This is a genomic window from Flagellimonas olearia (assembly GCF_009184425.1).
GTDB classification, from domain to species: Bacteria; Bacteroidota; Bacteroidia; order Flavobacteriales; family Flavobacteriaceae; genus Flagellimonas; species Flagellimonas olearia.
This window is the reverse complement of sequence record NZ_WELG01000002.1, coordinates 1,444,366-1,456,819: the sequence shown is the minus strand read 5'-3', so window position 1 is coordinate 1,456,819 and position 12,454 is coordinate 1,444,366. Positions and strand designations below refer to the sequence as shown.

Genomic DNA, 12,454 nt, shown 5'->3' with positions numbered 1-12,454 from the left:
AATTTTCACCATAGTCGTCTTTGTATTTGTTGGATTGTAATTAAAACTATTTACCCATCAAACAAATGAAATCAAAGTATTTACTCCTTATTTTCTTGCTGGTTCCATACCTCTTTTTTGGGCAATTACGTCCAAAGTTTTCAAAAAAAGAGGTGTTGGAAGATTTAAAGACACTACAAGAATCTTTGGAAGAAGCTCATTATAACCTATATGCCTATATCACGGAACAAGAGTTCAATGCAAGATATCTGCAAATTAAGGAAGGGATCCAAAAGGATTCATTCAGCCTATTGGAAACTACCACCATCTTACAACAATTAATCTCTGTGGTAAACAATGGACATACCGAAATCGGTTTCCCCGGTCAATCCTATGGTGCATATGCCTATGCGGGCGGTACTATTTTTCCTTTGGAAATTGCCTTTGAATACAATATTCCCCTGATCAGAAAAAATTGGTCGGATAACGACAGCATAAAAGTTGGGGACAAGATTTTACGTATCAATGGAATACCGATGGCAGAAATTCTCTCCAAGATATATCCCCAGATTTCGGCGGAGCGATCCTATTTTAAGAATGCCAAAATAGAACTGTATTCCTTTCCAAGGCTCTATTGGCAAGTCTTTGGACGGCATGATCAGTTTGAGGTTGAAATTCAATCAAAAGGCAAAAACACAACGTATTCCTTAAAGGCTGTGGACCTCATCGACGGGTACGAAATGAAACGCACTGAAGTGCTGAACGCCACTATGAAATTGTGGTTCAAAGGACAGACCGCTTATCTGAATCCGGGAAATTTTTCTGGGGACGAACCCAAATTCAAACAGTTCATTGATTCTTCCTTTGCTGAAATACATTCAAAAAAGAGTGGAAACTTGATCATAGACTTACGGAACAATGGCGGTGGCGACAATGCTTTCAGCGATTATTTGGTGTCCTATATTGCCGACAGACCCTTTCAATGGCATTCGAGTTTCACCCTAAAAACAAGTGCTTTTTTAAAAGAACAGGTTCGACAAAACAACGATACCACTGCGGTTTATTGGAAACAAATACTGGACCATAAGGATGGTGAGGTTTATGACTATAATTTTGACGATTACCCTCCGCAACCTATCGCCAAACGTTATAAAGGCAAGGTCTATGTCTTGATCAACCGGCAATCGCACTCCCAATCGGCGGTTACCGCGGCGCAAATACAGGACTACGGATTTGGCACCCTAGTTGGGGAAGAAACAGGCGATTATCCCTCCCTATATGCCTCCCAGTTCCAATACCAGCTCCCCCACACCGGGATTTCCGTCAGTGTATCCAAAGGAAAAATTGTCCGGGTGAACGGGAGTACCCAAAAGGAGGGTGTAATACCGGACATCTTTATTAAAGATCATTTGCTGAATGAGGATGATGAAATTCTGGATGGTTTGCTAAAGCATCTTGGGGAAAAATAGGCCCTAAAAGAATACACCCAAATCCAAAGCAGTTTCGACCATTTAAAATTTATGTGGTAACTTACCAGTGGTTGCCCTTACTCCCTATTTAAAGCAAAAAATCAATACAACTACACATGGATTATTGGCATATTGTACTGAACACATTGTCAATTTTGTGTGCCTTGGTGAGTTTCTTGCCCTTTTTGGATTTTAAGCATTGGTTTTTCCGCATTTTTGATTTTGTACGACTGCAACTCTTAGCACTACTGGTGGTGCTGTTCATAACCGATTTGTTCTTCAGTAGTGGCTCCCTATTTCTGGGTACACTCACCCAAGTCTTGCTTTTAATGGCAATCGCCTACCAACTTTTTATCATCTGGCCCTATCTGCCATTTCGAAAGCAGTCCAAAGGCGTTCCAGAAAAAGCCATTACCCTGATCAGTGTCAATGTGCTTCAAAAAAATACCGATTATCAAAAACTCATCGGGTTGGTCAAAACAATCCAACCGGACCTCTTCCTTACCATGGAAAGTAACTTGGAATGGGAAAAAGCACTTTCAGAAATTGAAAGTGACTTCACCTTTTCACACAAAATGTCCAAAGAGAACCGGTATGGCATGCATTTGTACTCCAAGCTCAAGGTAAAATCCTGTCAAGGCCATTATTTGATTTCCGATGAGCACCCTTCCATTGAAGCCACTTTGGTGGACAAAAATGGTACCGATTTCACCTTTTGGGGCATCCATCCGCCACCTCCGAGCCCTACGGAAAAGCCTACCTCCAAACAAAAAGACGCGGAACTCATGATGGTGGCTCGGAAAGTCCATGATAAAAAGATGCCTACCTTGGTTTCGGGCGATTTCAACAATGTGTGCTGGTCCAAAAGCTCTAAACTCTTCTCAAAAATCTCCAAGCTAAAGGATGCCCGCTTGGGAAAGGGGTTCTACAGCACCTTCCCGGTAAAACCCAAACTGTTCCGTTTCCCCATAGACCTATTGTTCCACTCTAGGGACATGGAAGTTCACCAAATAAAGACCTTGCCCGCCATTGGCTCCGACCATTTGCCACTATTTGCTACATTTACCATTACCGATACGGGACATAAAACCGTAAAAGCCATAGAGCCAGAATTGAAACAAGAAGTGGTTTCCATTATTGTGGAAGGCAAGGAAGCCGCACAGGAAGAAAACTAGAAAAATGAACAAAAAACCAATAGATGTGGATGGGTATATCGCCGAGTTTCCCTTGGAAATTCAGAAAAAGCTCAACCAGATTCGCACAGTCATCCAAAAAAATGCCCCCGATGCCATTGAAGGTATTGCGTATGGCATGCCTGCCTACAAACTCCACAAAAAACCCTTGGTGTATTTCGCCGGATATGCAAAGCATATCGGCTTCTATGCCACTCCAACAGGGCATAGTGCATTCGAGTCCCAACTGTCCCAATACAAACAAGGCAAGGGCTCCGTTCAATTTCCATTGGACCAAGCCATACCTTTGGATTTAATTGCTGAAATTGTACGGTTCAGGGTATCTGAAAACACGCCATAAAACAAGCTCACACGTTTAATCCAATTTGGGGCAATACGATACATTTAAATATAAAATCAACCATAGAAAACCATGCCAGCGTTATTTTTAAAAAGAAGTTCATTACTAAGTATAGTCCTTTGTGCGGGCCTACATCTATTTTCATATTCCCAAAAACAGGAACAGGACTACAATGTACTTTTCATCATTTCCGACGATCTTACCGCAACGGCCGTGTCATCCTATGGAAACAAGGCCGTACATACGCCCAATATCGACAAACTGGCATCGGAAGGAACCCGATTTACCAAAGCCTATTGCCAATATCCGGTGTGTGGCCCCTCGCGGGCCTCTTTCATGAGTGGGTACTATCCCAATGCCACCACCACCTACGGATATGTGAGCGGTCGTGAAAACATTGGTGAGGAACGAAAAACATGGTCCCAGTCTTTCAAGGACAATGGGTATTATACGGCCCGGGTGAGCAAGATTTTCCATATGGGTGTTCCCATCGATATTGAACAGGGCAGCGATGGCAAGGACGACCCCGCTTCGTGGAATGAAAAATACAACAGTCAGGCCCCGGAATGGCAAACCAAGGGAGAGGCCGAACTCGTACAGGGCAACCCCGATGGCGCCATAGAACGAAAAGGAGGCAACGTAATGACCATTGTCAAGGCGGATGGAGACGATCTGGTCCATGCCGATGGAAAAACGGCCCAAAAGGCCAGTGAGCTGATTCGCCAACACAAGAATGAAAAATTCTTCCTCGCCGTGGGAATGGTACGGCCCCATGTTCCCTTTGTGGCCCCAAAATCCCATTTTGACCCGTACTCCTATGCCGATATCGTTTTACCCAAAAAAGTGGAAAATGACTGGGACGACATCCCCAAAAGGGGCATCAATTACGTGACCAGTGTAAATGGACAAATGAGTATTGAGCAACAGCAAAAGGCCGTTGCCGCCTATTATGCTTCCGTTTCCTTTATGGATGAGCAGGTAGGGAAAGTATTAAAGACTTTGGAAGAGGAAGGGCTGGAAGATAATACCATCGTAGTATTCGCTTCCGACCATGGATTCCATCTGGGGGAACACGATTTTTGGATGAAGGTGAGCCTGCACGAAGAATCGGCCAAGGTGCCTTTGATTATAAAAGTACCCGGTCAAAAACCCGCCGTATGTAATTCGTTTGTTGAACTCATCGACCTATACCCCACCATTGCCTCATTGGCCGGAGTGGAATATTCCGAGCATCTACAGGGAAAAAATTTGGTAAAACTATTGGAGGACCCCACTGAAAAAGTCAGGGATATGGCCTTCAGCGTATCGCAAGGCGGAAAAACCTTTCTCCTGCGAACAGACAAATGGGCTTATATCCAATACGATGAAGATGCCGCATCGGGCATGGAACTTTTCGACATGGAAAACGACCCAAAGCAATACACCAACCTCGCCTACGATCCCAAATACGCCGATGTGGTGGCCGATTTTCAGCAAAAACTAAAGGACAAACTGAAGGAGGTCCGTACCAACGACTTGGGAATTGACTACTCCAAATAATCTGCAAATTTTGTGGTATCTTAAACCGACCGAGAGCAACCCTTAAAATCGTGGAAAATGAAACATATCATCACCGTATTGGCCCTGACAGGAGCTTTGATGTCCTGCAACACCTCAAACAAGACCAAGGACACCGCAGAGGAGTCCCCTTCAACAGAAATGGCAACGGACAGCACCGCCACCCATTTCGTTGCCATTGATACCGAAGAAGCCCTAATCGCCACCTCCTTGATGGCCGCCCCGGAGGCAAGTCGCGCCGGATGCAAGGTCATCGGCTACAACAACGAAGGGGAATTGGTGACCTATAAGGAAGGGAACAACGAATTCATCGTTTTGGCGGACGACCCAAAAAAATCCGGGTTCAATGCCGCCTGTTACCACAAGAGTCTGGAACCTTTTATGGCCAGGGGCCGGGAACTTAGAGCCGAAGGAAAGACCGGCACCGAAATTTTCGATATTCGGGAAGAAGAGGCCAAATCCGGAAAACTGGATATGGGCATAGCTGGGGCCACCCTGCACATTTATTACGGCCCCAATGAGCGCTACGACCCCGAAACGCATAAAGTGGAGGGTGCAAAATACCGCTACGTGGTGTATCTACCCTTTGCCACGGCCGAATCCACAGGACTTCCCGAAAATCCCGTGGGATCCAACCACCCTTGGATCATGAACCCGGGAACGCACAGGGCCCACATTATGATCTCGCCCTTGGCAGACGACAAGCAATAGGATGATGCACCCGAACACCAAAAATGGATAGCGAACAAAGCGCAATTCGGACCACGTATTTCAGTATTATTGGAAATGCCAGTTTGGCCTTGATTAAAGGCCTTGCCGGGTTCTTTGGGAATTCGTACGCCCTTATTGCCGATGCCATTGAGTCCACCACCGATATTTTTTCTTCGCTATTGGTCCTGTTCGGTTTAAAATATGCCAAGAGGCCCGCCGATGAGAACCATCCGTACGGCCATGGAAAAATTGAACCCCTGATTACTTTTTTGGTAGTGGCCTTCTTGGTCACTTCGGCCACGGTAATCGCGTATGAAAGCATCCAAAACATTAGAACGCCCCACAAAGTGCCCAAACCATGGACCCTGATCGTGTTGGGCTGCATTATCCTTTGGAAGGAAATCTCGTTCAGGATCGTCATCAAAAAAAGTAAGGAGACCCACAGTTCCTCGCTCAGGGCAGATGCCTGGCACCACCGCAGCGACGCCATTACCTCTATCATGGCATTTATTGGAATCACCATAGCCTTGGTGTTCGGAAAAGGATATGAAACGGCGGACGATTGGGCCGCTTTGTTGGCCTCCACCTTTATCCTCTACAACAGCTATTTGATCTTTAGACCAGCACTGGGGGAAATCATGGACGAACATTTGTACGATGACCTGTTGGAGGAGATCCGGGAAGAATCCATTAAGGTGAAGGGAGTGGTAGGGACGGAAAAATGTTTTATCCGAAAAGCGGGCATGAAGTACCATGTGGACCTACACGCCATTGTGGATGGGGACATTTCGGTGAAGGAAGGGCATGACATATCGCACCATCTTAAAGATCATTTACGGAGCGAGATCCCCAATTTGGGCCACGTTTTGATCCATATAGAACCGGATACCCCGCACCATACGGAACTGAAACCATGACCGATAGGGTCGCCTGTTCGGGGTCTCCCTTCGGGAAAAAGGTGTATTTTACATTCCATAAACCAACCAGTTAACATTTAGAAGAAACCTCCCGCAATTTATGGACATTAGGAAATTGACATTGAAAAGTCTTAAAAACCTATCTATAATTTTACTTCTGATTTCAGCAATTTCTTGCCAAAATCCAGAAAATGAATCGAATACCGCCAAAAGTCAGTCCATAGGGCCAAAAAGTGGTGCATTGTTAATTGGTGGCGGTGGTATGACGGATGAAATGTGGCAAGTGTTTTTTGATTTGGCAGGTGGCAAGTCAGCTAAACTTGTGGTGATTCCAACAGCTTTTGATGAAGGTTCAATCCAGTATGACCCAGAATTTAAAATTTTGGAACGGCAGTTCAGGGAACGAGGGTTCGATAGCATTGAATTCATGCACACAAGGGACACTTTAATGGCCAATAGCGATGATTTTGTAAAACCGCTCAAAACTGCTACTGCGGTTTGGCTTACCGGAGGAAGACAATGGCGAATGGCCGATACCTATTTAAACACCAAGACCCATGCGGAATTGAAAAACGTTCTAGATCGCGGTGGAATTATTGGCGGACACTCAGCAGGAGCATCTATCCAAGGTTCCTATTTGGTAAGAGGAGGACGAGAGGAGGACGGCAACTACAACATAATCAGCGATTCCAACGTTGGTTTCGGGTTTGTATCCAACACCGCTTTTGACCAACACCACCTTGAACGAAACAGGCAATACGACATGTTCGAATTACTGGAAGTAAACCCTGAACTATTAGGTGTGGGTGTGGATAAAAACACCGCTGTTGTGGTCCAAGGAAATGTATTTGAAGTCATTGGGGATAAATATGTTGCCCTATATGACGGTACATTTTGGGCGGACTATTTTAATGAGATCGATACCCTTGAAACGGGAAAGGGAAAGTTCTATCTTTTGGAAAATGGCGACAAGTACAATCTCAAGGAAAGACGGGTCCAACGCAATAGGTTCTTACAACCAAAAACAATTTCACCCGAAGCACAAAAGGAATATTTAGGGAGCTTTTTATTTGAGAAAAGTAAGGTGTATTGGAACAACATCATCATTGAAAATGACACCTTAAAATTTCAAATTGTACGCAGGAACATTGTCCGTGACCCAATCCCAATTTATCCCTACGGAAAAGATTTGTTTTTTGATACGGATGCAGAATTATGGTTTCATTTTAAAAGAGACACTTTAGGACATATCATTGGCTTTGATAAAAAAACGCATCAATTTATAGATGGCCTAAACCAGAGATTCAACAAAGTTGTGGAACAAAACCTATGACCATAATTCATTGCAACCATCCCTCCAAGACCATTTAGGCCTAGACCATACTTCGGGTAAAAGGTGTATTTTTATTCCTAAAATCGTGTTGTACGTTATTGAACGAGGCCTATGAAAGGAATTAAGTTGACATTTTTAAGCATGGCATTTCTAACCTTGTTTTCTTGTAATCAAAGATTATACAAGGCACTGAATGAATTAAAGAATATGCCTCCTCCAGATTACAGCTATGTTATTGAGCCTGAGTTCAATGAATCAAAGGAATCTGCCGAATTTAAACTCAAAGAGCTATTTTCCGCAGAAGAATCTAAAATTGGAACCTTTCAAACACATGGATATGACAAAGAAACAAAAGAGCAAATTAACGAACGAATGTGGTTACAGGCGGTTCTCTTAAATCCAGAAAGTTTGACTGACTATCGAAATGATGAGTCAGCCAATGGATTGGCAAAAGAAGTCGCTGAACTTGTTTTAAAACAAATCAAAAATGCTTCAGACTACAAGACGGTTCAAATTACTTTTGTCCGACAATGGAACGATGGCAATGTAAGACAGGAAAAAAGAAATGTATACTTAACAATTCCTGAATTGAGTATAACGGAATTCGGTAAATGATTTCCAATTACAACAGCGGCTACAATCCAATACACCCAACCATAACATAAACCCTCAATCCCTCAACCAACCCTCAATCCCTTTTAGGGCCTCCACCACACTTTGTACTTCCCTTCGGGAAAAGGTGTCCTCTTCCAGATAGAACAACATGACCACCCCAAGGTCCAAGATGTCGGCCAATTGGGCCGGGGTACCGTAACCCTCCTTAATAAACTCCTGTAATTTTTCTTTCTTTTGGGACATACCCAAATGTAGATAAGCTTTTGGTTTTAAGGGTCATAATAAATTATGACTACTACAAAAAACTATGGGATTTCGGCATAAACCCCTTCAAGAAGCTGCATTATTTCTTATCTTTAAGTGGAGTCCAGCAACCACACAAAAACGGGGCGTAACCCAAAAGCCAAACGAGTAGGAACTAAATTCAACAACATGCCAAAGTATGTCATTGAGCGGGAAATACCGGATGCCGGTAATTTAACCGCCGAGCAGCTCAAGGGAATATCGCAGACTAGCTGTGGTGTTCTCAGGAACATGGGGCCAGAGATCCAATGGATACAGAGCTATGTCACCGGGGACAAGGTCTATTGCGTGTACATAGCCCCCAACAAGGACATGGTACGGGAACATGCCAAGCAGGGCGGGTTTCCTGTAAATTCGGTGAGCGAGGTGGCCGCCATCATAGACCCCACCACCGCCGAGTAGGCCAAGGCCCTTTCCGCACATACAGACCATGGCCCACAGGGGCACATGGCAGGCTTCTTTTGGTTTTGGCATACCCCAATTTCAAAATTCAGTACCTTTATCCTACTTATAATCGACCCTTACAATTTCCTTTGCCCATATGAACACAGCCCAGACGCTTGGTTTCCCAAAAGGGACCAAACTGTTGATCATCCATGCAGACGATGCCGGATTGTCCCATTCCGAAAACCAGGCCACCATACAGGCCCTTTCCACCGGATCCGTAAATTCCTATAGCATTATGGTGCCCTGCCCGTGGTTCCATGAAATGGCCCTTTTTGCCAAAACACACCCCCAATTTGACCATGGCGTGCACCTTACCTTGACCTGCGAATGGGAAAATTACAAGTTTGGCCCCGTACTGCCCGTCCATGAAGTTCCCAGTTTGGTGGATGAAAACGGGCATTTCCCCAAAAAGAGGGATGTTCTTAAAAAACAGGCGTCTGCCAACGAAGTGGCCAAAGAGCTTTCCGCCCAAATCGAAAAGGCTTTGGCGTATGGATTACGGCCCACCCATATAGATTCCCATATGTACAGTGTGGGTTCTGACCCTGCGTTCTTTGAAGTGTACCGGGAGCTTGGCAAAAAATATGACCTCCCCGTACAGATCAATGCACAGCTCCTTACCATGGTGGGTCTGGACCCCGATACCATTATTCAGGAAGGTGATTTTCTGGTGGACCAAGTGCATTTGGGTTCCTATGACCATTTTGAAAAAGGACAATTGGGCAATCAGTACATGGACATCTTGGATAATTTGGCCGAAGGTCTCAACGTGATCTTGATCCATACCGCTTTTGATGACCGCGAGATGCAGGGTGTCACCATAAACCATCCGAATTTCGGTTCGGCATGGCGACAGATTGATTTTGACACCTTCACCAGTGAGGCCGTAAAATCAAAAATTGAAGAAAACGGTATCAAATTGATCACTTGGGGAGAAATCAATAGCCTTTTGGCCCGCCATTGACATTTTAGCTTCACCATTATAACAAAGAACGCCCAAACAAAGTTTGGGCGCTCCGACCAACCGGTCAACCTACATGTGACATTCCCTTTCACATAGCAATTTAATTGACGGTGATGGTGACTCGTACCAAGTGTTCAATGGAGGGAACATTGTCCGCTATCTCGGTTTCCTCGGCCACCAGACCATTTTCTTCAGCACCGGTATCAGGTCCGCTTTGTCGTGGGGCTTGGTCCGCCCCAGCTCCCGGATATTGGTCCACTTCGGTCCCAGAATCATAAATACTGAGTTCCAAGGTGATATCGCCAGAGATTGGAGTCCCATTTTCAAACAGGGCAATGCCTTCGGTACCCACTACCCAATCGTTGGACTGTCCCAGCATGGAGGCAAACGAGAGCATGTCCCCGTTTTCGGCAGTGAACTCAAAACTGAAGGAATCCCCGGGGAATATCGGCCCAGGCCCTGCTGCCCCCACCGGCGTATTGAAAATATTTTCGTATCCAGAAGGGTTTGCATCCTCCGCCAAAGCCTCGAAAGCCTCGGTAGAAGCCATGCCTTCTTCAAAAACAGGGTTGTTTATTCCGTAAGCCCCAGGTGCGAACGGGGACACGTATCCACTGTTTTCATCCAATTCCATAACGGCAATCGCGTTGTTACCGTCCTCGGCCATTCGTTCCAAACCTTCGGAAGCGGAAATCCCTTCTTCAAAGAATGGGGTTTTGTCGGCTCCATGCACCACCCAGGCACCAGGGGCAAAAGGCGAAACCAAACTGCACTCATTGGAAATATTGTGAATGATCAAGGTAAACTCGGTACCTCCATCATGGGAAAGTTCCACCTTGATCATACTGTCCACCTCGGGGTAGGTAAACCCATCGGATATGTTTTCTATCAATTCCACGGTTCCGTTTTCGTCCATCCCGGTGTTGGGTTCGGGTTGTCTCGGCGCTTGGTTAGGTCCAACCCCGGGCTCTTCGTTCACCTCGGTACCGGCATCCCACAAGGCAACCAGATAGGTTACGTCTCCCGTTTTGGCAACGCCATTCTCATCATACAATTGGATTCCGTTCTCGTAAGGCGCAAAGAACAGATCGTTGGATTGCCCCAGCATGGTGGCGAAATTCAAATAGTGACCAATCCCTGCATTAAAGCTGTATTCCACAGACTCCCCCGGAGGGATTCCCGCGGTGGCCCCGGTACTGAAATACGCTTTGGGGGTAATCACGTTTTCAATGGTTACCGTAAAACTGGCACTTGGGTTGGCGCCCCTGGTCACCATAATACTATTGGAAAGATCGTACTCTCCAGAGAGGTCGTTAAGGCTCATACCAGCTTCCAGTCCTTGCAATCCATCTTCATAGACTACATGGTAAATAAAGCATACGCCCACTCCGGCTCCATCAAAATCCACTCCTTCCAAGGCTTCCAATGTTGAGGGAAGTCCCAAAATCATATCGGAATCGTCCGTGATCACAAAACCACTATTACCGCCCACCAGTCCGCTGGCATCCAAGGTAATCCCACTGACCATGTCGGGGGTTCCGTCAACAGTAAATGTAAAAGGTCCGCCGGAAAGTGTTCCCGCATCAAGTACAACAGGTTCTACTACCTCGGAGTCGTCATTACTACATGAAACCACCAAGACACCTATGCACATTAACATCAATGCAAATTTTAAGTTGTTCATTATTGCTGTTTTTAAGGTTATGGCACAAATGAACCGCACAGATGTTGCAGAAGTCTCACATAAAATTCAAAATTGTTTATGTATTGATTATCAAATTATTACAATAAAAAAAGAGTGGTTTTGTAAAGATTGGGCCGAAAAACAGACTTTTTAAGGGACACACCGTTCGGAATGTTTAGAAAACGGTGAACTTTCTGTGATACTTTGCCATTTAATTAGCGCTACCATGAAAAACGTGTTGATAGTTGAGGACGATGTCGAAATCATCCACCTTTTGGAGATACACCTTAAAGATCTAGGTTGCCAAGTCTCGTCGGCGACCCGGGGAGATCTGGGTCTCAAAAAGGCCCTTGAAGAACATCCAGACCTCATTATCTTGGATGTAATGCTTCCGGAAATGGATGGTATTGAAATCTGTCAAAAGATTCGGGCCAATAATATCACCTCGCCCATAATGATGCTCACTGCCCGTTCCGAAGAAATTGACAAGGTCTTAGGATTGGAAGTGGGCGCCGATGATTACCTCACCAAACCTTTCAGCGTCCGTGAGTTTATTGCTCGCGTAAAGGCCATTTTCAGAAGACAAAAAATGGACCTGACGGAGCCATCCTCTGAAAAAGATGCAAAATTGATGCATTTTGACCGTTTGTCCATAGACATTGAATTGCGCAAAGTAATCTTGGATGGCAAAAAGATAGAACTATCGCCCAAGGAATTTGAACTCTTGGTACTCCTATCCTCCAATCCCGGCAAAAGCTATGACCGTAGTAAATTATTGAACATGATCTGGGGCTATGATTTTCATGGATACGAACATACCGTGAACTCACACATCAATAGACTGCGCTCCAAAATTGAACCTGATATGGGCAATCCAAAATTCATCTTGACCACTTGGGGCGTAGGGTACAAATTCAATGAAGAGCTCATGAATACCTAACC

The 12,454-nt window shown here is 45.1% G+C and carries 13 protein-coding genes; 11 read left to right on the top strand and 2 right to left on the bottom strand.

What is annotated here, in order from left to right; translation table 11 throughout:
* The first annotated feature begins 65 nt into the window (after positions 1 to 65).
* From F8C76_RS15925 to F8C76_RS15890, 8 genes are all read left to right on the top strand, one after another.
* Positions 66 to 1,448, top strand: a complete 1,383-nt coding sequence (locus F8C76_RS15925; protein ID WP_152132617.1) for a S41 family peptidase — start codon at positions 66 to 68, stop codon at positions 1,446 to 1,448.
* Between the two features lie 116 nt (positions 1,449 to 1,564).
* Positions 1,565 to 2,623 carry an endonuclease/exonuclease/phosphatase family protein gene (locus F8C76_RS15920; protein ID WP_152132616.1) on the top strand — a complete coding sequence of 353 codons (1,059 nt, stop codon included), beginning with the start codon at positions 1,565 to 1,567 and terminating at the stop codon, positions 2,621 to 2,623.
* Between the two features lie 4 nt (positions 2,624 to 2,627).
* A complete protein-coding gene (locus F8C76_RS15915; RefSeq protein WP_152132615.1) occupies positions 2,628 to 2,981 on the top strand; it encodes an iron chaperone in 354 nt (117 codons plus the stop codon).
* A gap of 72 nt (positions 2,982 to 3,053) precedes the next feature.
* The gene (locus F8C76_RS15910; RefSeq protein ID WP_152132614.1) at positions 3,054 to 4,520 is read left to right on the top strand and encodes a sulfatase; all 1,467 of its coding nucleotides are present in this window, start codon (positions 3,054 to 3,056) and stop codon (positions 4,518 to 4,520) included.
* A gap of 57 nt (positions 4,521 to 4,577) precedes the next feature.
* Positions 4,578 to 5,249, top strand: a complete 672-nt coding sequence (locus tag F8C76_RS15905) for a hypothetical protein (protein ID WP_152132613.1) — start codon at positions 4,578 to 4,580, stop codon at positions 5,247 to 5,249.
* A gap of 23 nt (positions 5,250 to 5,272) precedes the next feature.
* Positions 5,273 to 6,166, top strand: coding sequence for a cation diffusion facilitator family transporter (locus F8C76_RS15900; RefSeq protein ID WP_152132612.1), 894 nt, complete (start codon positions 5,273 to 5,275; stop codon positions 6,164 to 6,166).
* A gap of 100 nt (positions 6,167 to 6,266) precedes the next feature.
* Positions 6,267 to 7,499, top strand: a complete 1,233-nt coding sequence (locus F8C76_RS15895; RefSeq protein WP_152132611.1) for a cyanophycinase — start codon at positions 6,267 to 6,269, stop codon at positions 7,497 to 7,499.
* Between the two features lie 111 nt (positions 7,500 to 7,610).
* On the top strand, positions 7,611 to 8,114 hold the full coding sequence (locus tag F8C76_RS15890; protein WP_152132610.1) for a hypothetical protein: 504 nt from the start codon (positions 7,611 to 7,613) through the stop codon (positions 8,112 to 8,114).
* A 54-nt stretch (positions 8,115 to 8,168) separates the two neighbouring features.
* Here F8C76_RS15890 and F8C76_RS15885 read toward each other — a convergent pair whose 3' ends face one another.
* Positions 8,169 to 8,357, bottom strand: coding sequence for a hypothetical protein (locus F8C76_RS15885; RefSeq protein WP_152132609.1), 189 nt, complete (start codon positions 8,355 to 8,357; stop codon positions 8,169 to 8,171).
* 189 nt (positions 8,358 to 8,546) lie between these two features.
* Between F8C76_RS15885 and F8C76_RS15880 the strand changes: the two genes are divergently transcribed.
* Positions 8,547 to 8,819, top strand: a complete 273-nt coding sequence (locus tag F8C76_RS15880; protein ID WP_152132608.1) for a DUF4242 domain-containing protein — start codon at positions 8,547 to 8,549, stop codon at positions 8,817 to 8,819.
* Positions 8,820 to 8,958: 139 nt separating this feature from the next.
* Positions 8,959 to 9,828, top strand: coding sequence for a polysaccharide deacetylase family protein (locus F8C76_RS15875; RefSeq protein WP_152132607.1), 870 nt, complete (start codon positions 8,959 to 8,961; stop codon positions 9,826 to 9,828).
* A gap of 100 nt (positions 9,829 to 9,928) precedes the next feature.
* On the opposite strand, the gene F8C76_RS15870 is transcribed toward F8C76_RS15875, so the two are convergent.
* Positions 9,929 to 11,512: a spondin domain-containing protein gene (locus F8C76_RS15870; protein ID WP_152132606.1), complete on the bottom strand. Its 1,584-nt coding sequence runs from the start codon at positions 11,510 to 11,512 to the stop codon at positions 9,929 to 9,931.
* Between the two features lie 226 nt (positions 11,513 to 11,738).
* Here F8C76_RS15870 and F8C76_RS15865 point away from each other — a divergent pair, with 226 nt between their 5' ends.
* On the top strand, positions 11,739 to 12,452 hold the full coding sequence (locus tag F8C76_RS15865) for a response regulator transcription factor (protein ID WP_152132605.1): 714 nt from the start codon (positions 11,739 to 11,741) through the stop codon (positions 12,450 to 12,452).
* Positions 12,453 to 12,454: the final 2 nt, after the last annotated feature.

Coding starts and splice junctions, on each gene's coding strand:
- F8C76_RS15925 (WP_152132617.1), top strand. CDS start 66: ATGAAATCAAAGTATTTACTCCTTATTTTCTTGCTGGTTCCATACCTC.
- F8C76_RS15920 (WP_152132616.1), top strand. CDS start 1,565: ATGGATTATTGGCATATTGTACTGAACACATTGTCAATTTTGTGTGCC.
- F8C76_RS15915 (WP_152132615.1), top strand. CDS start 2,628: ATGAACAAAAAACCAATAGATGTGGATGGGTATATCGCCGAGTTTCCC.
- F8C76_RS15910 (WP_152132614.1), top strand. CDS start 3,054: ATGCCAGCGTTATTTTTAAAAAGAAGTTCATTACTAAGTATAGTCCTT.
- F8C76_RS15905 (WP_152132613.1), top strand. CDS start 4,578: ATGAAACATATCATCACCGTATTGGCCCTGACAGGAGCTTTGATGTCC.
- F8C76_RS15900 (WP_152132612.1), top strand. CDS start 5,273: ATGGATAGCGAACAAAGCGCAATTCGGACCACGTATTTCAGTATTATT.
- F8C76_RS15895 (WP_152132611.1), top strand. CDS start 6,267: ATGGACATTAGGAAATTGACATTGAAAAGTCTTAAAAACCTATCTATA.
- F8C76_RS15890 (WP_152132610.1), top strand. CDS start 7,611: ATGAAAGGAATTAAGTTGACATTTTTAAGCATGGCATTTCTAACCTTG.
- F8C76_RS15885 (WP_152132609.1), bottom strand. CDS start 8,357: ATGTCCCAAAAGAAAGAAAAATTACAGGAGTTTATTAAGGAGGGTTAC.
- F8C76_RS15880 (WP_152132608.1), top strand. CDS start 8,547: ATGCCAAAGTATGTCATTGAGCGGGAAATACCGGATGCCGGTAATTTA.
- F8C76_RS15875 (WP_152132607.1), top strand. CDS start 8,959: ATGAACACAGCCCAGACGCTTGGTTTCCCAAAAGGGACCAAACTGTTG.
- F8C76_RS15870 (WP_152132606.1), bottom strand. CDS start 11,512: ATGAACAACTTAAAATTTGCATTGATGTTAATGTGCATAGGTGTCTTG.
- F8C76_RS15865 (WP_152132605.1), top strand. CDS start 11,739: ATGAAAAACGTGTTGATAGTTGAGGACGATGTCGAAATCATCCACCTT.